18 protein-coding genes are annotated in these 23,795 nt (G+C 60.6%); 3 read left to right on the forward strand and 15 right to left on the reverse strand.

Translation table 11 applies throughout. From position 1 onward, the window contains the following. Positions 1-13: 13 nt before the first annotated feature. The 7 genes from OOJ09_RS20495 to OOJ09_RS20525 are packed head-to-tail and all read right to left on the reverse strand — an operon-like array spanning position 14 to position 6,890. Positions 14-1,117, reverse strand: coding sequence for a NeuD/PglB/VioB family sugar acetyltransferase (locus OOJ09_RS20495; protein ID WP_269906931.1), 1,104 nt, complete (start codon positions 1,115-1,117; stop codon positions 14-16). Positions 1,118-1,123: 6 nt separating this feature from the next. Beyond that, a complete protein-coding gene (locus OOJ09_RS20500; RefSeq protein WP_269906932.1) occupies positions 1,124-2,056 on the reverse strand; it encodes an alpha-ketoacid dehydrogenase subunit beta in 933 nt (310 codons plus the stop codon). A 3-nt stretch (positions 2,057-2,059) separates the two neighbouring features. Continuing rightward, complete coding sequence (locus OOJ09_RS20505) at positions 2,060-3,067, reverse strand: thiamine pyrophosphate-dependent dehydrogenase E1 component subunit alpha (RefSeq protein ID WP_269906933.1); 1,008 nt, start codon at positions 3,065-3,067, stop codon at positions 2,060-2,062. Then, entirely contained in the window at positions 3,067-4,242 is a 1,176-nt protein-coding gene (locus OOJ09_RS20510) for a DegT/DnrJ/EryC1/StrS family aminotransferase (protein ID WP_269906934.1), read from the reverse strand. The genes OOJ09_RS20505 and OOJ09_RS20510 overlap by 1 nt, the downstream gene beginning before the upstream one ends. 22 nt (positions 4,243-4,264) lie before the next feature. Next, entirely contained in the window at positions 4,265-4,942 is a 678-nt protein-coding gene (locus OOJ09_RS20515) for a PIG-L deacetylase family protein (RefSeq protein ID WP_269906935.1), read from the reverse strand. After that, positions 4,939-5,601, reverse strand: a complete 663-nt coding sequence (locus OOJ09_RS20520; RefSeq protein WP_269906936.1) for a sugar transferase — start codon at positions 5,599-5,601, stop codon at positions 4,939-4,941. The genes OOJ09_RS20515 and OOJ09_RS20520 overlap by 4 nt, the downstream gene beginning before the upstream one ends. Then, positions 5,598-6,890: a polysaccharide biosynthesis/export family protein gene (locus tag OOJ09_RS20525; protein WP_269906937.1), complete on the reverse strand. Its 1,293-nt coding sequence runs from the start codon at positions 6,888-6,890 to the stop codon at positions 5,598-5,600. The genes OOJ09_RS20520 and OOJ09_RS20525 overlap by 4 nt, the downstream gene beginning before the upstream one ends. A 293-nt stretch (positions 6,891-7,183) precedes the next feature. Between OOJ09_RS20525 and OOJ09_RS20530 the strand changes: the two genes are divergently transcribed. Next, positions 7,184-8,335 (forward strand): glycosyltransferase, encoded by a 1,152-nt coding sequence (locus OOJ09_RS20530; protein WP_269906938.1) that lies wholly within the window; start codon positions 7,184-7,186, stop codon positions 8,333-8,335. 66 nt (positions 8,336-8,401) lie between these two features. Further along, the gene (locus OOJ09_RS20535) at positions 8,402-9,532 is read left to right on the forward strand and encodes a glycosyltransferase family 4 protein (RefSeq protein ID WP_269906939.1); all 1,131 of its coding nucleotides are present in this window, start codon (positions 8,402-8,404) and stop codon (positions 9,530-9,532) included. A 38-nt stretch (positions 9,533-9,570) separates the two neighbouring features. Here OOJ09_RS20535 and OOJ09_RS20540 read toward each other — a convergent pair whose 3' ends face one another. After that, complete coding sequence (locus OOJ09_RS20540) at positions 9,571-11,850, reverse strand: GumC family protein (protein WP_269906940.1); 2,280 nt, start codon at positions 11,848-11,850, stop codon at positions 9,571-9,573. A gap of 249 nt (positions 11,851-12,099) precedes the next feature. On the opposite strand from OOJ09_RS20540, the gene OOJ09_RS20545 reads away from it, so the two are divergent. Then, on the forward strand, positions 12,100-13,440 hold the full coding sequence (locus OOJ09_RS20545) for an O-antigen ligase family protein (protein ID WP_269906941.1): 1,341 nt from the start codon (positions 12,100-12,102) through the stop codon (positions 13,438-13,440). Between the two features lie 78 nt (positions 13,441-13,518). On the opposite strand, the gene OOJ09_RS20550 is transcribed toward OOJ09_RS20545, so the two are convergent. From OOJ09_RS20550 to OOJ09_RS20580, 7 genes are all read right to left on the reverse strand, one after another. After that, the gene (locus OOJ09_RS20550; RefSeq protein ID WP_269906942.1) at positions 13,519-14,967 is read right to left on the reverse strand and encodes a hypothetical protein; all 1,449 of its coding nucleotides are present in this window, start codon (positions 14,965-14,967) and stop codon (positions 13,519-13,521) included. A 20-nt stretch (positions 14,968-14,987) separates the two neighbouring features. Next, on the reverse strand, positions 14,988-17,144 hold the full coding sequence (locus tag OOJ09_RS20555; protein WP_269906943.1) for a nucleoside-diphosphate sugar epimerase/dehydratase: 2,157 nt from the start codon (positions 17,142-17,144) through the stop codon (positions 14,988-14,990). A 251-nt stretch (positions 17,145-17,395) separates the two neighbouring features. Then, on the reverse strand, positions 17,396-18,244 hold the full coding sequence (locus tag OOJ09_RS20560; RefSeq protein ID WP_269906944.1) for a sulfotransferase family protein: 849 nt from the start codon (positions 18,242-18,244) through the stop codon (positions 17,396-17,398). A 37-nt stretch (positions 18,245-18,281) separates the two neighbouring features. Beyond that, positions 18,282-19,478 carry a glycosyltransferase family 4 protein gene (locus tag OOJ09_RS20565; RefSeq protein WP_269906945.1) on the reverse strand — a complete coding sequence of 399 codons (1,197 nt, stop codon included), beginning with the start codon at positions 19,476-19,478 and terminating at the stop codon, positions 18,282-18,284. A 6-nt stretch (positions 19,479-19,484) separates the two neighbouring features. After that, positions 19,485-21,416 carry a sulfate adenylyltransferase subunit CysN gene (gene cysN / locus OOJ09_RS20570; RefSeq protein ID WP_269906946.1) on the reverse strand — a complete coding sequence of 644 codons (1,932 nt, stop codon included), beginning with the start codon at positions 21,414-21,416 and terminating at the stop codon, positions 19,485-19,487. After that, the gene (gene cysD, locus OOJ09_RS20575) at positions 21,416-22,381 is read right to left on the reverse strand and encodes a sulfate adenylyltransferase subunit CysD (RefSeq protein ID WP_269906947.1); all 966 of its coding nucleotides are present in this window, start codon (positions 22,379-22,381) and stop codon (positions 21,416-21,418) included. Before cysD ends, cysN begins: the two co-directional genes overlap by 1 nt. Continuing rightward, a complete protein-coding gene (locus OOJ09_RS20580; protein ID WP_269906959.1) occupies positions 22,382-23,755 on the reverse strand; it encodes a lipopolysaccharide biosynthesis protein in 1,374 nt (457 codons plus the stop codon). Positions 23,756-23,795 lie beyond the last annotated feature (40 nt).

Below are 23,795 nucleotides of genomic sequence, written 5' to 3' on the forward strand. Positions count from 1 at the left end.
GCCTCGACAGGCACTAGCGGAGGTGTCGGCGCCCCTGAGCGTCAACGATGGTATTGTCTCCGACGTTGGCGCTGATGTGCGCGCCGTTGTGGATAAGGCAGCCAGCGCCGATCTGGACGCCCAGCAGCACGGTTGCACCCATTCCCACGACAGTCATCGCTCCGACGCTCACTCCGCCGGCGAGGATGGCGCCCGGAGTCAGGTGCGCATTGTCGTGCACGATGCTGTCGTGGCAGACTATACTCCCCTGGTTGACGATAACGTTGTTGCCGACCGTACAGCGCGGACCGATGCTCGCTCCGGCCAGAATATGACAGCCATGTCCAATCCTGGTTGCCTTGGAAACGATCGCGGAAGGGTGGATCACCGGCGGCAGAACGAAGCCCATGGCCAGGGCGCGTTCAAACATCGCCCGCCTCACCTCGCTTGACTGCGCACCCCCGATGCCGATGAAGGCGTAGCGCGTGCCCTCGGCGAGCAAACGCTCCAGGGACTCTTCCGTACCGATCACCGAAATACCGCCGCAGACGTGCTGCCCAACGGGCAGAGCTTGATCGGTGCAGCCGAGGATGTCGTATCCGGATCCATCGAGAGCATCGATCAAGCAGGCGGCGTGGCCGCCGCCACCGATGATGACGGCCCGCCGCATGGGCCCGGAAGGAATGACGGGCTGGAACTCGTCCGGTCTTGCCATCGTGGGCCCGGATCGGCGGCTGGCTGCCGCGCGCACCTCGGCTTCGCCGATGCGGCCGTTGGAGGGACTGACATCCGCAAGGTCGATCCCAAGCTCGGACGCGGCCTTGCGGGCTTTGGCCGTTATCGCGATCTCGTTGACGCCGACATTGGCCGCGCTGGCCGTTGCGGACGCGGCATCCGCATTTTCGTCGATGATTTCGCACAGCGCCGCACCGACGGTGACGAAGTCACCGACCTTGCTGTCGAGCCGGCCGACAATCCCTGCCTCCGGAGCATAAACCTCAACCGCGGCCTTGGTGGTCTCGAGGACAAAGAGAATAGCCCCTTGCTCGACCCTCTCACCTTGCACGACCCTGATTTCGATCAGCTGAAGATTGTCCTCGTTGGCGTTAACCCGCGGGGCTTCGACAAGCACACTCATGAACGCTTAGCCTCTCGTGAACAGATCGATGCAGGCCGCCTGGATGGCGTTCACACCCGGCAGCAGATCGTCCTCCCATTCGCGGCTGGAGGGAATGGGGTGATCCGGCCCGGCCAATGCGCTGAAGTGCTTGACCCGACCGATCAGGGCTCGGGCGCATTCGGATGCGAAGCCCCAGCCGGGAGAGCCTTCCTCCACGGCGATAACACGGCTGCAGTTGCCAACCTGGCTCAGGATATCCTCGCCGGGAAATGGCGACAGCTGTTCAACCGCCACCACGGCGGTCGCGATTTCCTCCTCTTCGGCGAGCTTGTTTGCGGCCGCAACCGCGTGCTCGACGCAACCCCCATATGTCAGGATCACGATGTCTGCATCCGGCGGACATGGAAGCGCGGCCGCGCCGAGCACGGGCCTCGAATACATGACCTTGTTTTCGATGATCAGGTGAGGGGATCGGGAAGCGAAGGCCCGATGCAACAGCGCGCCCGGATCCGCATACTCATGCGTGGCAAGCACTGTAAGGCCGGGCACACCGCAAAAATGCTTTTCCAGACTTTGCGAGTGCGTCGGCCCATAGCCGCGCCGCCCACCCATGGGTGCGCGAATAATGATGGGGACCTCAACCTGATCGTTATACATCCAGCGGAACTTGGCAGCGTGGTTGATGATCTGGTCGGCGGCAAGGGCGATGAAGTCTCCGAACATGAGCTCAACGATCGCAGGCCTGCCTTTGAGGGCCAGTCCCGCCGCCATGCCGACGATGCTACCCTCGCTGATCGGCGTGGTCCAGACCCGATCCTGATAGGCCGAGGAAAGTCCCTTGGTGACTTTGAATGCGCCGCCATAGGGATCGATAATGTCCTCGCCCAGGATCACCAGGCGCAGGTTGGCTTCCATGAGATCGTGAAGCGCGCGATTGATCGATTCGACGACACGCATGGGTCAGCCTCGCGCCATGGCAGCCGCGGCGGCGGATTCGACCGCGCGGTCCACGACAGATCGACAAAAGTCGTCGATCTCCTCGAAGTTCGCGACGCGCCGGCGCATCGGGGGGATCGGATCCCTGGCTCGAGCTTGCTCAAGACGCAAGGCTGGCCGAGTATCATCTCCCTTGCTGTGGGGGCCAATCCGTTCGGTTCGCAAGTAGAGCCAGCAGGGGCGGGATTCGGCGCGGACATAGCTTACCGCCTCTTGGGCAAGCTCGCATATCTCGACTGGATCGTTGCCATCATAGGCGAATGTGCGGATACCGAACGGTTCGGCCCTGGCGACGATCGAACCGGAGACGGTCAGATTCTTGGGCGTCGTTTGCGCGATCTCGTTGTCCTCGATCACAAAAAGGACAGGGGCGCCGAAAATGGCGGCGAGGTTCAAGCTCTCGTATACGGCTCCCTCACCCATCGTGCCATCGCCCAGGAAGACCACCGCGACCGCGCCCTCGTCCTTTCGCGCCAGCGCGCTGCCAACCGCCACGGGCGCTATGCCCCCCTGGATGCCGTTTGAGTGAAAGTTGCGGAAGCACAGATGTTGACTGCCGCCGCGTCCCCCGCAAATGCCGGTTACACGCCCCATGATCTCGGCGAACAGGCCTTCGACTTCGCCCGAATAGGCAATGAAATGACCATGGCAGCGGTGGTTGCTCCAAATAATGTCGCGATCCCGGTCAAGGGCGTTCACCACCCCCACCGCATTGGCTTCCTGTCCAATGGACGTGTGCGTCGTGCCGAAAAGGAGCCCCTGGGAAAAAAGATCGAGCAGGCGCTCCTCGACGAGCCGGATGAGCATCATCTGCTGATAAAGCCGGACCTCGATCGGCAATTCGAACCCGAGCAGCGTATTGCTTGCCTGGGGAAGGGTAAGGTTCTGCAATGCCGAAGACGTCACGATTCTCAGCTCTCCAAAGGAAGACGCTGGAACGTCTCTGTCTTTCCTGACCGCATGCTCGTTCATCATGCCGCCTCGAGCTGGCGAGCGGCCGCCACCAGGATGGATCGCGTCGTCGATGCCGCCGCCGTCGTCTCCTCGGCCGTCCAGGACGGGTCGACCAGGAAGGCTATGCTTGTTTCACCAAGTTGCCGCGCGACTGGAAGACGTTCGGGAGGTGCCACGCCGGCATCCGCGAAGGCATGTTCCAGATAGATCTCGGAGCAGCTTCCCGAGAAGCATGGAACGCCTGCCGCATTGATGGCCGCGATCAGCTCGTCACGCGACCATCCCGAGGAGAGCATCTCCGGGTTGATGTAGAAATAGCATCGATACCAGGCATGCCGGTGCGCCGGATCGAGCCGGGGCGCGCGCAGCATCGGCAAATCAGCAAGCGTCCTTATCCAGATGTCGGCATTTTGCTCGCGCTGACGAACCCAGTCGGGTAGGCGTTCGAGCTGCCGCAAGCCGAGCACGGCCTGGATCGATGTCATGCGCCAGTTGGTGCCGATACTGTCATGCAGCCAGCGAAACCCGGTCGCCCGATGTGGGGCAAAGACCAGATTGTAGTTCTTGCCGTGGTCCTTGAGGCTCCAGGCGGCGAGCCACAATTTCCTGTCGTCCATTGCGACAAGCCCACCCTCACCGCCGGTCGTGATGATCTTGTCCTGGCAGAACGAAAACGCCGCAATGTCACCGAAGGAGCCGATGGGTCGTCCGTTGTATTCGGCTCCATGCGCCTGGGCGCAATCCTCGATGACCTTGATGCCGCTGCGCTTTGCAAGGGCCATGATCGGCGCCATGTCGCATGGCCAGCCGGCGATATGCACGACGATGACAGCCTTTGTTCGCGCCGTTATCTTCGGCGCGATCGTTTCAGCGGAGAGGTTGCCCGAGATCGGATCGACATCCGCGAAAACAGGTGTTGCGCCGGCAAACATGACGCAAGCAGCGGACGCGACGAAACTGCGGGGCGTCACGATGACCTCGTCGCCAGGGCCGATGTGGAGAATTTTCATGGCAAGATCCAGCGCGAGCGAGCCATTGGCCAGCGCCACGGCATGACGTCGGCCGAGGCTGCGCGCATACGCTCGTTCGAAGGTCTTCACATGGTCGCCTGTCCAGGCGTTCACCCGGCCCGATCGCAGAACCTCGACCACATCGGCTATCTGCTCTTCGTCATAGATTGGCCAGCGTTTCATCTCGGAACACTCCAGCTAGAACTTAGATGACATTTCTCAGAAGGACGAAGGCCTCGGCCGCCCTCAAGTGGACGGCGGTGCCCCTGACAATCGCCAGCGCCCGCAAGGTTTCGATCGAGCGCTCGTGCGGGAAGGCCTTTATCTGCGAGGCGAACATCGACGCGGCTTCGAGTTTGCGGGCGAGCGTCGCTTCGATGTCCATGAAGACATTCGGCACAAAACTCGGCGTCACATAGGGTGCATTCCAGTTCGTCTCGGACACGGTCTCGTAAGCCATGATCGTCCGCGGGTATTGGGCTTGGACGGGACGAGCCGCCACCAGTGACGACAGGAAGATCAGCTGGTGGTCCATATGCACATCGCCGACGAAGGGGATAAGCAGCGTGTCCGGCATGACCTCCCGCAACAGGGTCTGCAGCGCCGTGTTGAGGGTCGTGTGCGGCGTCTCGGCGATCTGGGCTGCCGGCAGATCAAGCCAGTGCGTCTGGCGTACGCCCAAACAGGCATGGGCCGCCTTCGCCTCACAGCGAACCCGTTGCGTCATCTCCTCGGTGAAAGCCGGTGGGCAGCCTCGCGTAACCACGGCAACATGGACTTCCCCGCCTTGTGCGGCCACCCGGGCTATCGTGCCGCCACACCCCAGGACCTCATCGTCCGGATGCGGCGCGATCACCAGAACTCGACCGAGGGCAGGGCTCATGACCGAACCGTCCCGGCGGGCATCGCCTTCACAGCGTGGTCGACATGGCGGCGGTCGACGCGTTCGCCCAAAAGCGCGACTTGCACGGTCAGAACCAGTATGCGCAGATCGAGCCACAGGCTGCGGTTGCGCACATACCAGAGGTCAAGCGCCAGCTTCTCGCTGTTGGTGAGACGGGTATTGCCGTTCACCTGTGCCCATCCGGACAAGCCGGGACGGACCGTGCCACGAATACGCCCCAGCTCGCCGAACTCGGCGATCGTGGCCGGGAGCAACGGGCGCGGCCCTATGAAGGCCATGTCGCCTCTGGCTATCGAGAGAAGTTGCGGCAGCTCGTCGATGCGTATGGAGCGCATCAGCCGCGTGGCTGGAGTCTCGCGCAAGGCGTCTGGAAGCAGCGCGCCATCCACATCTCGCCCCTCATGCATCGTGCGAAACTTGCAGATCACGAAGGGGCGAGCCCCCAGTCCGCTGCGAGACTGGCGGAAAAACAGTGGACGGCCCAGACTCGCCCAGACAATCGCGGCAGCCACGATCCATAGCGGCAGGCTGAGGACCAAAAGCACCACCGAAGCGATCCGGCTAGGCAGAGCCCGGCCGAGCGGCACTCGCGCAGCCCAGTCGGCGGAGCGGCCTATCGGGTTGCTCAGGCCGATCATTGCGACGGACCGACCTGGACGGTGGGAGGGGTAGCCGCCAAGGTTGCGACTGGACGGTTTGCCATGTTCAAGGCATCGTCCAAACGGTTTATTGACACCAGGATCGTGTCTCCGGCCGCGACCGGATCGTCGAGGGTCACGACCTTTGTGGTGGTCTGGCCATTTACCTTGCGGCGGATCTGGTACGTGAACGCGATGGTGTTGTTGGTGCGTGGCTGGTCCAAGGCCAGCGAACTCAACAGCAGGATCTGTTCCTCGGTGGACTCGCGAACCGTGATCAGGCGCTCGATCTCGGAGTTGTGGGTTTGGAGCTCCGTCAGCGCCGTGTGGGTCCAGGTCAGGGTGGCATCGTCCAGGTCACGTTGCAACTGGCTCAATTCCCGACGCGTCGTCGACGCCTGATTGTAGATTTCGAGCAGATGCGACTGCTGCGTGGTCGCCTCCCGCTCGGCGTTCGACAGGTCTGTAATTGTGACGAGACCTTTTTTGTTGAGGGCCCTGATGCGATCGAGATCGGCTTGCGCCGAAGCGATCACCGTCTTCTGGATTTCCGAAAGCTGTTGAATGTTGGCGAGGGCGACGTTCACTTCGTCGATCCCCGCCGTGAGCTGCTTGCGACGTGTGCTCAGCGCGTGTTGGTCTGTTTCAAGTAGACGCTGGTCCGTAGGAAGCAACGTTGCGATCAAACTGGGAGTCAGGAGACCTTTGATCTTGGGTGGCAGGTCCTGTTCCGAGATCTTGTCGCTGTTCGCCAATTGAGCCTTGATGCGCGCCGCGGCGATCGCTTCCTTGCCGATTTGCACCACGCTTTCATCAAGGGTCCCGCGCAGCCGCGCGCGCGTCACCACGCGGTCCTCGGCAGTGGCTCCGCCTGTCGATTGGCCCCCGGCAAGCGCCACCGCCTGCTCCACATTCAGTGCTGGCTGGTAATGAAACGAGCCCGGCGACTTGACATCTCCAAGGACAAAAATCGGACGGAAGCTCACCACCGCCAAGGAGATCCGGGGATCGTTGAAGAACTGACGGTCAATGAAGGTTTTGCGAATCTGACCCAGGGCCTCGGGCACTGTCAGGCCGGCAACCTCGAAACTGCCGATCAGCGGAATGATGACGGCGCCATCGCTGGCCACGGTCAGCGGTTCGGCAGGAAGCGAATCGTCAATGAAATCAAACGACACCACGTCGCCGACCGAAAGCTTGTAGTCGTCGCCAGCGGCGGCCCGGGCGGCAATCTGGGAACCAGCCAGGATCGCCGCAATCGCGAAAACCGCAATAGTTGCGTGCCACAAACCTTTCGCAACGAATGTACTGGTCCAGGCGCCTATCGATCGCCCGCTCCACCCGGTATTGCAACAAAACGCCATAGCAGCCCGCCACAGAAATTTTCTGCGAAGACCCTAGCGACACCTGCGCGAGCACAATGAGTCATACCTTTGGTGGAGCAGTGACAACCTTCGGTCTCGTGCCCACCCAATTTGGCTAACTGGATGTGGGCCGCAACCAACGTATGGTGCGGCTGGATACTGTCGGCCGATTGAACGCTTCCTCGTGGCGTAGCGTTGCAGACAGCTGGGAAGCTTGCGTGCACACGAGTGTTCTTCACACTATAACCGGTCTCAACGTCGGCGGCGCCGAGATCATGCTTGCCCGTTTTCTGGGCAAGCTCGACCGAGATCGCTTCCCGTCAACGGTTTTATCGCTGCTTTCGCCGGGGCCGTTGGGTGCACAGGTGAAGAGCACGAATTCGAGGCTCATGTCGCTCGGCATGACGGAACGGCCACGTCCACGAGATGTCGTGCGGCTGGCGCGTTCGATAAGCGGGGCCGCGCCCGATCTCCTGCACGGATGGATGTATCACGGCAATGTCGCGGCATCGCTCGGTTCGGTGCTGGGGCTCAATTTCGCGCCGGTAATCTGGAGCATTCACCACACAGTTCGCGATCTCGCCGACGAGAAACCAATGTCGCGCCGCATGATCCGGCTTTCGGCCCGTCTGTCGAGCCGCACCAGCGCGATCTCGTACTGCTCACGCGTCGCCGCCGATGATCACGAGCGCTTGGGCTTCGATCCGCGCCGCAGGGTGGTTATCCCAAACGGGATCGATTGTGACCAATTTTCTCCCTCGGCCGACGCCGGTACGAGACTGCGGCGCCTGTTCGGCTTGCCGCCCGGACGGTTGATAATCGGACATGTGGCACGGTTTCATCCCATGAAGGACCAGGTCAGCCTGGTCCGGGCCATCAGCCGTCTGTTGGCGCTGGGGCACGACGTTCAGGGCGTGTTTATCGGAGACGGACATGCCGACGGCCCGGTGCGGCTCTCCGCCCGCGAACTCGGCATAGACGACCGCATCACAACGCCGGGCATCCGCGGTGACATCGCCGACCTCATGCCGGGCTTTGACATCTACGCGCTTTGCTCGGCTTGGGGCGAGGCTTTTTCCCTTGCAGTCGGCGAGGCGATGGCGAGTGGCGTGCCGGCGGTGGTTACCGAGGTCGGCGACTGTGGCTGGCTGGTCGGCGACAGCGGAGTGGTCGTTCCGCCGGGGGATAGTGACGCACTGGCCGCGGGATTGATCAGGCTTGCCAGCCTTGAGCCGGCCGACCGCCGCGCCTTGGGTCAACAAGCCCGTCGCCGCGTCATGGAGAACTTCTCTCTTCCGCTTTACGTCGGTCGGCACCTGGAACTCTACGAAGCGGCTCTGGCGCGCCGTCGCCGTATCCAGGATCGATAGGAGCGATTGGTGGTTGCTGTGCATATGAATGGCCGAGATCATCCGCCGTCCGCCGCGGACAATGCGATGCGCCGCAAGCGGATCGTGGTGGTGGCGAGCCTGACGCGTTCGCTTGTCAACTTTCGCATCGAGCTGCTGAAAGCCATGGTCGCCGCGGGGCATGACGTCATCGCGCTGGCCCCCGATGCGGATGAGCAAGCGATCGCCAAGCTCCAGGAAATTGGGGTGGCCTTCCGGCAAATACCGATGGCCAGGACAGGCACAAATCCGCTGGCCGATCTGCGAACGCTCAAGGCGCTTTATAGGCTGATGCGCCGCCTGGCCCCGGACATCGTCCTGGCCTACACGATGAAGCCGATCATCTACGGTGGGCTGGCTGCCCGCCTTGCCGGGGTACCTCGGCGGTTCGCACTCTTTACCGGATTCGGCTTCATATTCAGCGGCAGCATGACGGGACTGCGCGCAGCTGTTTTGCGCCGGTTGAGCATTGGTCTCTACCGCTCGGCCTTGGTCGGCTGCGAAGCTGTTTTCGCTTACAATGATGCCGACGCTTCCGACATCAGGCGCCATGGGATGGTCTCTGCGGCGACGCCGGTGATCATGGTTTCAGGTTCAGGAGTGGACCTGACGCTGTTTGCCGCCAGCCGTCCACCGTCGGGACCTCCCGTCTTCCTGCTGATTGCCCGCCTGCTTCGCGAAAAGGGGATTGCCGAGTTTGCCGCCGCCGCGCGCATGCTGAAGACCAGGTACCGTACCGCCCGTTTCCAGATTCTCGGGCCGTTCGATCCCAGCCCGCTCTCCATCTCGAAGGCCGAAATGGACGAATGGACCAGGGAAGGCGCCGTGGAATATCTCGGCGAGACACACGATGTCGGCCCCTATCTGACTGCATCCACGGTGTTTGTGTTGCCTTCCTACTACCGGGAGGGCATCCCCCGCAGCGCGCTGGAGGCCTTGTCGACAGGCCGGCCAATAATCACGACCAACGCGCCTGGCTGTCAGGAAACGGTCATCGACGGCGAGAACGGTTTTCGGGTCGAGCCACGAGACGTAGATGCTCTCGCCTCGGCGCAGCGGGCTTTTCTTGAAGACGAGGACCTCGCCGTAAGAATGGGCGCCAATTCAAGAAAGCTCGCGGAAGAACGCTTCGACGTTCACAAGGTAAACCATACCTTGCTCGAGGCTATGGGCATATAGCCGGTCGAGCGCGGTCGGCTACGCGGTGTCACCGACCGTCAAACGGGGAAATAACGCCGAATCTGCTGCCGCCTCAAATAGGCTTTCCGCAACGCACCACGAGCCTGTTGGAAAGGGTCGACCCGGTTCAACACCCAGCCGATCGATGGACCGCCGGCGAACCGCAGGCGCTCGACAACCTGGGAGAGGGCCTCTTGCGTGGTGCTGTCGCTCGCGGCCACGACCACGACAGTGTCCACCGAGGCAGCAATCCCGATTGCGTCTTCAACGACGAGCACTGGCGGTGCATCGATGATCACCACGTCGTACTCGAGCCGGAACGCCTCCAGCACCTTGGCGAGTTGGCCGGAGTTGAGAAATTCAGGCGAAGTCCGGTCGTCGGCCGATGGTGCCAGCACATCAAGTTGCGGAATTTCAGGGAGCGTCTGAACGATTTCCGCCAGAGCGCAATCACCGTTCAGATAGTCGTTGAGTGTCTTGCTGGCGGAGCCAAGCCTCATGGCGCCGTGGAGGCTGCGGGTTCGCAAATCCAGATCGATCAGCGCTGTCAGGGCGCCGTCCATTCCTGCTGCCATGGCAAGACCCATGGCCGTCGTTGTCTTGCCTTCCTGCGGCAAGCCGGAGCTGACCAGGATAACATGTTTGCCTCGCCCACCGTTCATCCGGGTGCAGCCACCGTAAAGCGATCGGAACGCGTCGGAAAAAGCCGACCGCGGTTGTGACAACAAGGTTTCAAGAGGCGGCAGGGCGCGTCGCAGGAATTTCTGGGGCAACTGCGGAATTGACGCCAGCAGGGGAGCGCGGATCTGCTTGGCTACCCGTCGCGGATCGCGTACCCGCACATCCATGCTTTCGAGTGTCACAACAAGGATGAAGGCCAGAACAAGCGACGCGGCGAAACCGCCTGCCAGCATCAAGCGAAGCTTGGGAAAGGTGGGGGACGTCGGGATCTCAGCAGCGGAGACGGTTCGCACGCCGGGCTCGACCGCGTCGGAAAAAGGGTCGAGACTGCCAAGCTTACCGGACACAAGGTCGTTGAGCTTTTGTTCGGCCGTCAGGTCGTTGTTCATTTCACGCAATTTGGCTTCAGCCAGGCTCCTTTGATGCAGCTCATCGTTGGAAGCCTGCAAGCTCTTGGCAAGCTGTTCCACCCGCCCTTCATCGACGCGCACTTCATTTTCCAGGATTGCGATCGTGCGCAGCATCTCTTGAGAAATCATCGCATGGACGGCGGCAATCTTTGCATCGGCCTCTTGCACCAAGGGATGATTTCGACCGTAATTGCCGGCAAGTTGCGCGCGATCCCTCATTGCCGCCGCTTCGTCGTTGCGCAGGGTCGTCAGGAAGTCCGATGAGAGCAAGGGATCGACGTTGGCCCCTGTATCGCCGTTCTTGGCGGCAAGCTTGACCTGGGCGAGGCGCGCTTGCGCTTGCGTGTACTCACCTCTGGCGGTGCTGAGCTGACCGTTGGCCTGCTCGATCGAGGCGCGCAGCAGATCGTCGCGCGGATCGCTGGAAACGCCATGCTCATTGGCGTATTTGGCGATCTGACCTTCGATCGCGGCTATCCGCGACCCAATCTCGGTCGATTGCGTTCTCAAGAAGGCGACGGCGTCCTTGATCTCCAGCTGCTTGTTGTCATGGGACCATTCCACAAACAGCCTGGCCGTCGCATTGGCCACATTCGCTGCCTTCACCGCGTCATCATTGACAAACGAGATTGTCATCGCCGCGCTATCGCCGGTACGCGTGAGTGACAGGCTTGCCAGATAGGAGGTAATCGCGCGGTCAAGTTGAACAGACCTGGGCGGGAGAGGTGTCGGCGCGCCGCCGCCGGTGACAAGAGCGAAAACCTTTTTCGGTACCCAGACGATCCAGCCTGCCACCTGTGGCAGCACTGCGGGAGAGTTGTCGCGGGTTGGCGGCAGATAGGTGTTGAAGTCCGAATCCTCGATCAAGTCCAGCCTGTCGACGACCCGGCCGGCAAATACCCGAGAGGTGATCAGATCCTGCTCGGTATCCATTCGCGACTTGTCGGGCTGCGAGTTCGTCGGCGCCTGCGTGGTGTCGAGAGGGTTCGCATCGCCGGTTTCGACGACGATCATGGAACTAGCCGTATACGTCTTGGGAAGTGTGAGGGCGGCGACAAGCGCAAGTGCGGTGCCGGCAATGACGATCGTGACTATGAACCGGAGGCGTCTTCGGAACAGGTCGTAGAGCTCACGAACGCCGAATGATCGTTCTTCCAATAGCTCAGGCGAATCCTGGATAGATGGCCCCAGTCGGTTCCACACACTGTTTTCGTCTATCAAGCTCACTGATCGCGCCCCTGAGGTTTATCCTTGTCGGTCTCGCGGGTCTTCAAGCCGCTTTTGAGACCCAACCCAAGCAACAAGTATTTATCATGGATGCGCGGACGCCAGCGCGTTCAAGAGGCTTAGTCGCCGCAACGCCATAGTCCGAAAGGATAGCCCGCTTGGCCGGGCACCCATCTTGGCAGATACACCGAACTGCCTGTCGATGGGGGTTAGTGAAAAGTAACTCTTAAGCAGACTTTAGGAGTGAGGATGAATCTCGCCGCGGTTCCTCACGCGTACTGGCCAAAGCCGGACCGCAGGCCGGCTGTTGCGCCGTTTTCAATGGCGACCAGAAGAATTGAATTCTGGCTGGCCATGGCCTCCGTCTTTCTCACTCCCTTCAACATCCTTCGCCTCAACGCATTCTATTTTACCGCCAGCGATGCCTTTGCTCTCGCGGCTGTTTTTGCAATTCTGCTCGGAAGATCCTTTCCGACCGCCCCGCTCGCCGCCGGGACGTTTCTGTGGAACACGGGAATTGCGATGTTGTGCGGCATGCTGCTGCTAAGCAGCCTGCTCGTTGGAGATCCGCAGCGGGGGTTCGTCGTCTCGGCGCAATATCTGTACGCCTACTTGCTGCTGAGCTTCATACTCATGTCGCGCCCCTGGGCTGAAACCGTTCTCTTGATAAAGGCGTTTACGGTTTCGATCGGCTTGATGTGCCTTCAGGGCATAATGGTGATCAACGTCCTCAAGGAGGGACATGGCTCGATCTTCGTCAGCGGCAACGGTCGTTTTGTCGGCTGGGTCGAACGCGAAAATGAGTGCGCTGCGCTGATTGCACTCGCAGTTCCCCTGTTGTTGTGGCTGGTGTCCTCGGGATGCGCGCGGCCTCGCTGGGCCTGGATCGGAGTGCCGCTCTTCGCGTATGGCATTGTTCTGACCGGATCCAATACCGGCCTGATTGGCCTCGTCTTCGCGCTCACCGTGTTCGTTGCCATGACGGGCTCGTGGCGCCGGATCATCCTGCTGACGGTGTCGTCACTCGCCGTTTTCTCTATCGCCGTCACATGGGGCCAAGACTTCCTGCCAGCCGTCTTCCAGCACCGTGTGCTGACTGCGTTGCAGAATGGCAACATCGATGAGGCTGGCACGTTTGAAGACCGTATGCGGCTTATCAAGGAGGCCATTGGAAAAGCCGACAACAACTGGCTGATTGGCATCGGTGCCGACCAGTATCGACAGGTCAGTGCGATGCACGCGCCGGTCCACAACTGCTTTCTCTTGATATGGGTCGAGGCAGGGCTGACCGGTTTCATCGGCTTCCTGCTCCTGCTGGTAGCCGGCATTATGGTCGGGATGCTCGCTGCGCGGCTTCGTAAAGGACGAATAGCCGCCATTTGCACGCTGGCGACGGTCCTCCTCTTCGCGGCGTTGGCCAATGCGCTGCCGCATATTTACGGTCGTTTTTTTGTCGTGCCTCTTCTGCTTGGGATGGCGCCCAGTGTTGCAATCTTGCGCGACGGCCCAGCTCCAAGATCGGTCGCCCGCTTCCTTCGTCGTGCTCGCCCCGAGCGGGTTCGTTTGCAGCCCCAACGCAGACCGACCTGAGGCACAGCAACTGAACTGAGCTTGCCAAACCTCACAAGGCCCGATCGAGGATCTGCAAGAGTGAGCGACGTGCAGGAACTACTTGCCCGATGATGACGCTTCCGGGGAGATAAAACGAGCGAGAGCGAACACGCCGTCGACAAAGTCTTCTCCCTTGATAAGCCGATCCTCAACCCAGCGTCCCTGGTCATCCTGGCTATCGATGAGTTGACGCACCTTCGAACTCAGTTCGTCAGCGCTCAACTCATCGGCGGCACTGATCCACAGCTGCTGATGGGAAACTGTCAAGCCACGCTTGGCAAGCTCCAGCCGGGCGAAAACCGGCTCAATCTCGGCACCGGTTTTCATGCCGTAGTGTTGCCAGAGGTTCTTGTACTCGAAGGTCACCTGGCCGCCATCATCAATGTAAAGCGGCCGATTGGTGTTGATTTCGTAGAAGCGTGCCCATTTGCCATCGGGCAGACGCGCCGCCTTCAGCCAAATGGCCGCGGACACTGCCGCGTCAAGCAACCGCGCATCCTTGTCTTGTTCGTTCAACTCGATCAGGTAATCGATATTGCCAGCGGTTTCGCGCGAGACGACGCCTGGCGGCTCGAACTTGCGGCCCCATACTGGCTGCATCGAACGATCGTAACCCTGAGCCCAGCCCTGTTGTGGCTCAGGCAGCTGGGCCGCAAGGAGAAAATCACCGACCTTCTCCGCTGTCTTGAGATATTTGGGATCATGATATGTGCGGTAGGCGTTGAGAAAGAGACGACCCATATCGCGAGGAAGGTTGTCATTGACGATGAAGTAGGGCGGACGGTCAGGCTTCTGCCATTCGTGAGGCCAACTGGCGGGGATACTCGCCTTGGCTGCCGTCTCCACGTCCGCACCAGGCGCGGATCCCGTGAAGAAGACTGGAAAGGCCCCATTCGGGTACTGCACTTTCATCAGTCGATGGAGCGCCTTGTCGATGCAGGTACGGACGTCCGGATCCGAACCGCCGCTCGCCCGGTCGAACCACATCAGAAAATTCAGCACGCTCTGTGTGTTGTTGTCGTCGAGTACGGTCTCGTTGCGATGTGGATTGTCCTTGATATCGTGACAAGACTTCCCGCTCGCCTTCAGTGCGCGGTAGCACCACGTCGCCGCCTTTTGCGGGTCGGTCTCGATCTTGTAAAACCATCCGCCGGAGTCCAACTGCGTATTCACCAGGGCCGTTGCAACGACCTGGGCAGACTGAAGCCATTGCTTGTCGCCGGTAACTTCGAAAATACGCAGGAAGGCAGCCCCGACGGCCGGCGTGCCAGGCGGCTGCACCCAGCCAACGCTCGCGGGCACGGCACCGCCTTCGCCCACCCTTTTTAGACCATCAAGCGAGTATTTCCATACATAGGTTCCCGCTACACCGAGATGATCGCGGAAGTAGGTGCCCGCGCGCTCGATCGCGCCTCGCGCCTCGGCGACGGTCGGTTGAGGTTCTCCGGCGAGTGCGGTACCGCACGACAGCGCGACAGCCAGAACCAAGGCGATATGTCTTGGCACGGCAGCGCTCCCGCCGGGCATCAAGCGGCAGCGTCGCGTGGAGGCATGGCTGCCTTGGCCGAAACGCGTATCACATGAGGCACGAACGACGCCGAGGCGGCCGCCGCGTTTTTTGCCTCCGCTCTCCGGTAACTGGGGAGGAGCTCGGCAACAAGGTCCAAAACTCCCGCGGTGTCGCCAGCCCTGGCCGAGCGGCGCAATTGCGAAAATGCCTTGCGAAGCGTGTCAAGCGGCACAGGATTGGGCACGGCCCCCAAGACCCCGGAAATCGGGACGTCGACACGTCTTTCCCTCTCGTCAAAAAGCTCCTCGAACAGCTTTTCTCCAGGCCTGCAACCGACAATTTCGATCTTGATGTCCTCATCCGGCCGATACCCCGCGAGCTTGATCATGCGGCGCGCCATGTCGATGATCTTGATCGGCGCGCCCATGTCGAGAACGAAGATCTCGCCTTGACCAAGTTTCTTCTCCAAGCCGTGGGCCGATGCCTGCAAGGTCAGCTCGACTGCCTCCCTTATCGTCATGAAGAAGCGCTTCATCTCCATATCGGTCACGGTCAGCGGACCGCCGCGGGCGAGCTGGCGCTTGAACAGCGGGATCAGCGACCCGCTTGAACCCAGAACATTGCCGAAGCGAACAGTCATGAAGCGGACCGGGGTTTCGCTCGCGACAAAGGCGAGGTCCAGGGACTGGCAATAAAGTTCGGCCAAACGCTTGGTGGCGCCCATGACGTTTGTCGTGTTCACCACCTTGTCCGTCGATATCTGGACCATTGCCTTGGCGCCGCAGAGGCGGGTCGCTTCCGCCACGTTCATCGTGCCAATGACGTTGGTAAGAATGCCCTCGCAGGGGTTCAACTCGACCATCGGCACATGTTTGAGCGCCGCCGCATGGAAGACTAGGTCGATGCTATGCCGTTGGAAAATCTCGCCTAGGCGAACTGCGTCGCGTACGTCACAGATATACGGCTTCCGGCTCACCCCCGGGAATTTCTCTGCCAGTTCCAGATCGATTGCGTAGAGATTGTACTCGCTGTTATCGATCAGGATCACTTCGGCAGGACCAAGCGCGGCAATCTGCTGTGTAAGCTCGCCGCCGATCGAGCCCCCGGCGCCGGTGACAACGATGCGACTGTTTTCGATCATTCTGGACAGCGCGCCTTTATCGAGCACCGCCTGCGGCCTCTCCAGCAGGTCGGTAAGTTCGATGGGGCGCAGTTCGAAGCGACTCTCGTGTTTGGGATTGCGCAGTTCCAGGACGGGGGCTGGGCGAGAAACAGCGATGCCCAGCCGTTCGGCCCGGTCGATCAGCGCGTCGAGAGCCGGGTCGACGAGACCAGGCATCCTTTCGGTGAAGATCACGTGCCGGGGCTTGATGCCGCGAGCCTCAAGATCGCCGACGACCGCGTCGAAGTCTTCAATGCTGCCCAGAACCGGCACGCCCCGCAAGAAATAGCCTTCTGTCGTCGCCCCCCTTTCGAGCAGGCCGACTGGCCAGTGGCGTGCATCCTGGTCCCGCTGTAGGGCACGAATGTAGAGGTCCGCCGCATCGCTTGCGCCGATCAGCAACACCGGCACCATATCGCGTCCATTCCCTGCTCTACCCGCTGCCGGACCAAATCGGCGCACCTCGAGGAGCTTGGAGCGGATTCGAACCGAAATGAGCATCGGCACCAGCAAGAGTGCCTCGATCACAATCACCGAGCGGGGAATTGAATCGAGCCGTGTCGCTACAAACATCAGGAACACGAATGCCAGCGATGCAACGAGCACCGCGCGAACAATGCCGAACATGTCGCCGATAGACGCGTATCGCCAGTTGCGAGTGTAGAGGCAAGTCACCGGAAAGACGACGGCACAGGTCAGAAAGAAGCAAGGGAGCGCGAAAAGCAGGGACTGGAAGCTCTCAGGATTGTTGACTTCGCCATCGAGGCCCAACCGCATGAAAGAAGCGAATGACAGCGCCGCGAGAGCCATCGACAGATCGATGACGTAGAGAGGAAGGTTCTTGCCAACGGCCTTGGCGCGCCCGGTCAGACGTCGACGGAAATATGAAAGGACATGAAGGATTGTCCGCGGTTTGCTGACAAGACGGCCTAGGGCGATTGCGGAGGCTATCAAAAGGGATGGCCCCCCGAGCGGACCGACTGTTTCCAGTGGCTGATCTAACTGGCTCATTACCAGGACCTCGACAAAGCTTCGCCGCCGCGCGTCAAGAGAGCGCGTTAAGATGAACGGCTGTTGAATTCGCGGACACAGATCCACGCGTGCCAACTCTTGTTCATTCAAGAACAAGCTGGCCCGAGGTCATCTGGCTCCGAGGCAAACGACTTTATGGTTGCTATGGAAAGCCTTGCGGGCTTCCGGCGCAATACCTGCTTTTGTGCATGGAGAAAATACCCCAGGTCGCAAGAGAGACTTTAACGGGCTCAATCCAAAGAGGTACTTCCACCAGCCTGACCCAGCCAGCCCGACAGGTCCCGCTGCACCAGCGCACCCAACTTCTCGACATCGGCCGCATAAAAATTGACAAGTCGGGATCGCAGCCTCGGGGTAAACGGCGGATAGGCAATCTGGCCGGCCAGGGCGCCCCGTGCGGCCGCGAAAACTGAACTGTCCCTGAAAGGACGAACCAGCGGCTTCAATGGCTTCATGATCTTGCGCAGCCGCGGCCCAATCATTGGTTCCCTGCGGTCTTTCACCTTTTTCGCCACGGGCACCGCCAGTTCGGCCGCCGGGAGGCCCAGAAACTGCCTGACCTTGCTCAAATGCTCCACAGGCCTTGCCACCATCTCCTCGAAAAAGAGAACCAGCACCCGATCCTTCGGATAGAGATCGAGGTAAGCCTGCAACTGCGCGCAGTAGAGGCCGCCGACAAGAAAGCGCCCCAGGGAGCCCATGCCCGCATCGAGATAGGAATCTATGTCACGACCGACCTCGCCGCGGCGATAGAGCATGCAATAATCTGAATAGGCGCGTTCGACCGGGTTGCGAAGCTGTACGATTAGCCTGACATGCGGCAGCAGGTCGTGAACCCTTTGAGGAGCCGAGGGGGTATCCAGGTAGGAATTCGACTTTTCGCCTACGAGTTGTCCGGCTTGAATCTCCGGAAACTGGCTAAAGTACCAGTCGTCACCTCGATCATAGAAGCGGCTGAAATAGTGCAACTCGGGATCTGGCATGCAGACGGCCGGATCTGCCTGCAGAGATTGCTGCAGCCAGGTCGTGGCACTTTTTGCCGCGCCGATAATAAGAAAGTCGATGTCTTGCGCCTGCATTTGTCAAACCCTTATGTGCCGATCTTGACTTGCAACGTCACGCGCCAGGCCGGTGCCGCGAAGGGGAGTGAAGCACCCCTTCGTAGATTTCCGTGACACTCTCGACATGCCGGTCGGTGCCGTAGGAGACGAAGGCCTGGTCTCGTGCTGTCTGGCTGATCCTGGTCCAAAGGAGCGTGTCCGAAAGCAACCGCCATAGCGGCTGCATGAACCCACCGGTGTCTTCGGGGGCGACCAGGAACCCTGTCCGTCCATTCTCGATTGCCTCCGGATTGCCTCCATGGTCGGTCGCGACCACCGGCGTGCCAAGAAACATCGCCTCGATCAGGGTCCTCCCAAAAGGCTCTCCAACGGCGGGAACGACGAGAACATCCGTGGCCGCCAGGAAAGGCTCGATCGGGCTGCGAAAACCCATGAGGCGGACCGTTCGACCGAGCCCGCGCTCGGCGCAACGTGCCATGGCGGCAGATTCAAAATCCTGCGAGCCAGCCGGCGAAATCCCGAACACGCAACCGACAATCGGGATTTGAGGATACTCGCGCGCGAACCGTTCAATGATGTCGATGAAGAGAAGGGGCCTCTTTCGCTCGATCAGGCCGCCGATGAAGCTCAGGACTCGCGTGCCCGGCTCGAGGCCAAGCTCGTCCAGGAGCGCGGTCTTGGCGGCAACCCTGTCAGGAATTGTCGATGGGTGATCGAAGGGGCTGTGGATGACGCTCAATCGTCCATTCAGGGACCTGATCGGGTGTTTCGGCCGCGAAAAACGGGACACTGTGACCATACGATCCGCGATCAGCGGCCCAAGAACATTGGCGCCCTTCGCATCGGGATCGCCGCGATGATGCCAAACCAGCCTTGCGCCCGCCAGCCGTGCGGCAATGCCCCAGTTGACATGCGTTCTGCCGTCGTTGGTATGGACGATGTCGAACCGTTGCTCCCTGATGAAACGGCGCATGCAGGGGAGCGTGGTGGTCAGGTAGTTTGCGATGTCGCCTAGGGTCGTTCCTTTCGCCGGCAGCGTTTTCGACAGCGGGAGCCCTGTGAAGGGTTGGCCTTGTCGTTGCAGAAAGGTCGCCAGGGGCCCGGTCGGCTCCTGCAGCACCAAGACCGGCTCGACCCTCGATCTGTCCAGATTCTGGATCAGCTTCAGTGCCGAGATGTGGCTGCCCCCGACATCGTCACCGACAAATGGAAAGCAAACCCGTATCGGCTCCTGGCCAGCCCCATCGCTCATCGCCCGCTACCCGGTTGCTGTTCCAAGATAACAGCCTCGGTCAAGATGGCTGACGATCAGCTCCGCGGCCTCATCGGCGCTGATATCTGGCGTAATCGTTATGTGCGGAGCTTCGGGGCGCTCATAGGGACTGCCAATGCCAGTGAAATTCTGGATCAACCCGTTTCGGGCGCGTTGATACAGGCCCTTCGGGTCACGACCTTCCGCCACCTCCAGCGGCGTATCGATGAAGATCTCGACAAACTGTCCGGCGGCAAAGAGGTCGCGCGCCATCCGGCGTTCCGCCCGGAATGGTGAAATGAACGAAGCCAGCACTATCAACCCGGCATCGACCATCAGCTTGGCGGCTTCGGCCACACGACGAATGTTCTCGACACGGTCGGCGTCGGTAAAGCCAAGGTCCCTGTTCAGGCCGTGGCGAACATTGTCTCCATCCAGAAGATATGTGTGCTTGCCGATTGCGTGAAGACGCTTCTCCACGAGATTGGCGATCGTCGACTTGCCGGCACCCGAGAGGCCCGTGAACCACAGCAGCGCCGGTTTTTGGCCTTTGGCGATCGCTCGCGCGTTCATGTCCACGTCCAGCGCCTGCCAATGGATATTGCTTGCCCTGCGCAGACTGAAGTCGATCATGCCAGCCCCGACCGTGTGATTGGTTATCCGGTCGATGATGATGAATGCGCCGGTGTCATGCACTCGGCAGAAAGGATCGAAAGCAAGCGGCGCCTGTGTCATTATATTGACGAAGCCGACTTCGTTCTTTTCAAGGGTTTTGGTGGCGAGCTTCGCGAAATTATTGATGTCCACCCTGTGTTTTATATGGGTGACGCTCGCACCTACGGTGCTGGTGGCGAGCTTGATAAGATACGGACGGCCGGGCATCAATGGATCGTCATGCATCCAAAGCACATGCGCCGCAAACTGATCGGACACTTCCGGGCGTTCGGCCGCGGCTGCCAGAACGTCGCCGCGGGAGACGTCGATCTCGTCCTCGAGCATCAGTGTGACCGCCTCGCCGGCACCTGCCTCGGGCAGGTCTCCATCCTGGGTGACAATACGCTTCACCAAGGTCGTCACGCCTGAGCGCGCCACCGCCACGCGGTCTCCCGGCCTTACCACGCCGGCTACAATGGTGCCGGCAAATCCGCGAAAGTCGAGGTTGGGACGATTGACCCATTGCACCGGCATGCGGAATGGGGCGGCGCGACGGTCGCTCTCCACCTCGATGGACTCCAGGTACTCGATGAGTGTCGGGCCTTGATACCAGGGGAGTTTGGCACTTCTGGTAAGAACATTGTCCCCATAACGGGCGGACAGGGGGATGGCCTGCAGCGAAACGAAGCCGAGCGGCTCCGCAAAACTTCGATAGGCCGTCTCGATCTCGTCGAATACGGCCTGCGAATAGTCAACCAGGTCGATCTTGTTGATCGCAAGAACGACGTGCCGGATTCCGAGCAGGGAAACGATGAAGGAATGTCGGCGGGTCTGGTCGAGGATTCCCTGCCTTGCATCGACAAGGATGATCGCAAGGTCGGCGTTGGAGGCGCCGGTAGCCATGTTGCGGGTATATTGCTCATGACCGGGGGTGTCGGCGACGATGAACTTGCGTTGCTCGGTGGCGAAGAAACGATAGGCCACATCGATCGTGATGCCTTGTTCGCGCTCACTGGCAAGGCCGTCTACCAGAAGGGCAAAGTCGAGATCGTCGCCAGTCGTGCCGTGCCGGCGGGAATCAGCCGCAAGTGCCGCAAGTTGATCTTCCATCAGCAACTGGGTGTCGTAGAGCAGCCTGCCGATCAGTGTCGACTTGCCGTCGTCCACGCTGCCGCAGGTGAGGAACCGCAACAGGCTCTTCCGCTCATGGGCATGAAGGTAGTCCGAGACGGTCTCGCATTTCGACGAAACTTCGAGTTCCTCGGTTTGAGCAAAACCCAGCATCAGAAGTACCCCTCGCGCTTTTTCTTTTCCATTGACGCCGCCTCATCATGATCGATCAGGCGGCCCGATCGCTCGGAAGTCCTCGCGACAAGCATTTCCTGGAGCACATCGGGAACAGTCGCGGCAGTGCTTTCGGTGGCCGCGGTGAGTGGGTAGCAACCAAGGGTGCGGAAGCGGACAGAGCGCATTTCGGGCACTTCGCCCGGACGTAGCGGCAGACGATCGTCATCCACCATGATCCACTGTCCGTCGCGCTCCACGACCGGGCGCTTTGCCGCAAAGTAGAGCGACACGAGGGGGATGCGCTCCCTCATGATATATTGCCAGATATCGGTTTCGGTCCAGTTCGAGAGGGGGAAGACGCGAACAGATTCCCCAGCCTTCAGCCGGCCGTTGTAGAGGGTCCACAATTCCGGACGCTGGTTCTTTGGATCCCAGCCATGGCTGTCGCTGCGAAGCGAAAACACTCTCTCTTTCGCGCGGCTTTTTTCCTCATCTCGCCGCGCCCCGCCGAAAGCGGCATCGAAGCCGAACGAGGACAATGCCGATTTCAACGCTTCCGTCTTCATGATCTGCGTGTAGATCGATGAGTTGTGGGTAAAAGGCGTGATGCCCTCGGCGAGACCGGCTTCGTTGCGACGCACCAGCAGATTCAAACCAAGCCGCGCAACGGTCTCGTCGCGGAAGCGGATCATTTCCTTGAACTTCCAGGTCGTATCGATGTGGAGCAGGGGAAACGGCAATTGCGAGGGGTAGAAGGCCTTCATCGCAAGGTGCAGCATCACCGCGGAATCCTTGCCCACGGAATACAACATCACGGGGTTGCGCAACTCGGCCGCCACCTCTCGAATAATATGGATCGATTCTGCCTCGAGCCGCTGCAGATGAGTAAGGGACGGCGACGAGGGACCGGCGCGTCGCTGCGCTCTGGGCAAAGTGGCTAAAGCTTGAGGTGCAAGAGTCATCTAGATTGCCTTTGAGGAGGAAAGACTTGCCGGATTGAGGCCGTCCGCTGGCCGTATCTGCCTGTCGGTGTGGATAGTCTTGAAAGCGTTCTGCAATGAAAGCGCCAAACCTGTGGTCCACAGTATGCCCAAGACGATGTGGGCGATGTTGCCGCCCATTGCACCGATCCGCGGGATCAGCAGCAGTGCCGTCACGTGGAAGGCGACTGTCGCTAGGACAACGATCCGCAATACGTCGCGCTGCTTGCCCATCGCCAGCAGCGCGGATCGGGCGGCAGAGCCGGAAAGCACGAAGGCGACCGCCACCATCTGCACGATGACGAGGTTGGCCGCGCCGAGAAAATCGGGCCCTGCGGTCCAGATGAGCAGCGGGCGAATCAGCGCCGCGACAACCAGTATGCAGAGGATTCCAAAGGCGAGCAGCATGGCTTCGGCCTGAAAGATCGCCCGCTTGAATTCCTTGATGCTTCCCTTCGCCCAAAGGCGGGCTACATCAGGGTAGAGGACATTCTGCACCTGGGGGCCGACTTGCTGGCCGACGCGTCCTATGCGCTTGGCGATTTGGTACAGGCCGGCTGAAGCCGGGTCGGCGAGGAATCCGACCAGCAACGTATCGAGTTCCTGCGCGCTCACGCGCAAGGTGAGCGAAATGTTCGAAGACCACGCGAAATTCCAGATGCCGGGAAAGCGGCTTGTGATCCCGGCCAGAGGCGCGCGCAGGATATTGTGGACGCCCTGCCAGTGCAGCGCCCGCATCGTCAACGTCAACAGCGTCAGGGAGCCCAGTATCTGGGTTCCTCCCCAAACCGCGGCGAAATAGGCGAGATCAGCTTTGAGCAGCACGCCGAGGAGGCACAGCAGGACCCGCAAAACCGCGTTGAGCAGCTGCCCATAGGCCAGGAGGCGGAAGTTGCCGGCCATGCGCTGCACCGCGACCGGAACGCCTGATATCTGGAACAGCAGGACGCTGGAATACAGAACAAGCAGATGCACGATTTCTGCAGACCAGCCGAAGAATGGTGCGACGAGAAGAGCGACGCCCACGGCGATGACCCAGGCGCAAACGGCGGCGCCAACGTCGATAAGCAGGCCGAATTTCATGAGAATGCGCAGGCCATCGCGGTCTTCGGACGCGTTCAGGCCCGCCGCATATTTGATGATTGGCTGCCACGATTGGAAACTGACAACGCGCTCGACGACCCGCGTGAACGCGATAATCAATGCAAGCTGGCCATAGTTTGCCACGCCAAGTGCTCGCGCCGAAAGCGTAAAGGCCACAAGCCCGAGCAATGAGCCGAGAAAATTGCCCGTCAAAAGGTGTGCGATGTTGGCCAGGCGCGTGCGGCCGGCGCTCCTGTGTTTGAGGGCCTCCATCACACGCCGAGCCAGTCCTCTGATCATCGCAATCGTTGTC

The organism is Mesorhizobium qingshengii, assembly GCF_027563465.1.
Classification (GTDB): domain Bacteria; phylum Pseudomonadota; class Alphaproteobacteria; order Rhizobiales; family Rhizobiaceae; genus Mesorhizobium; species Mesorhizobium qingshengii_A.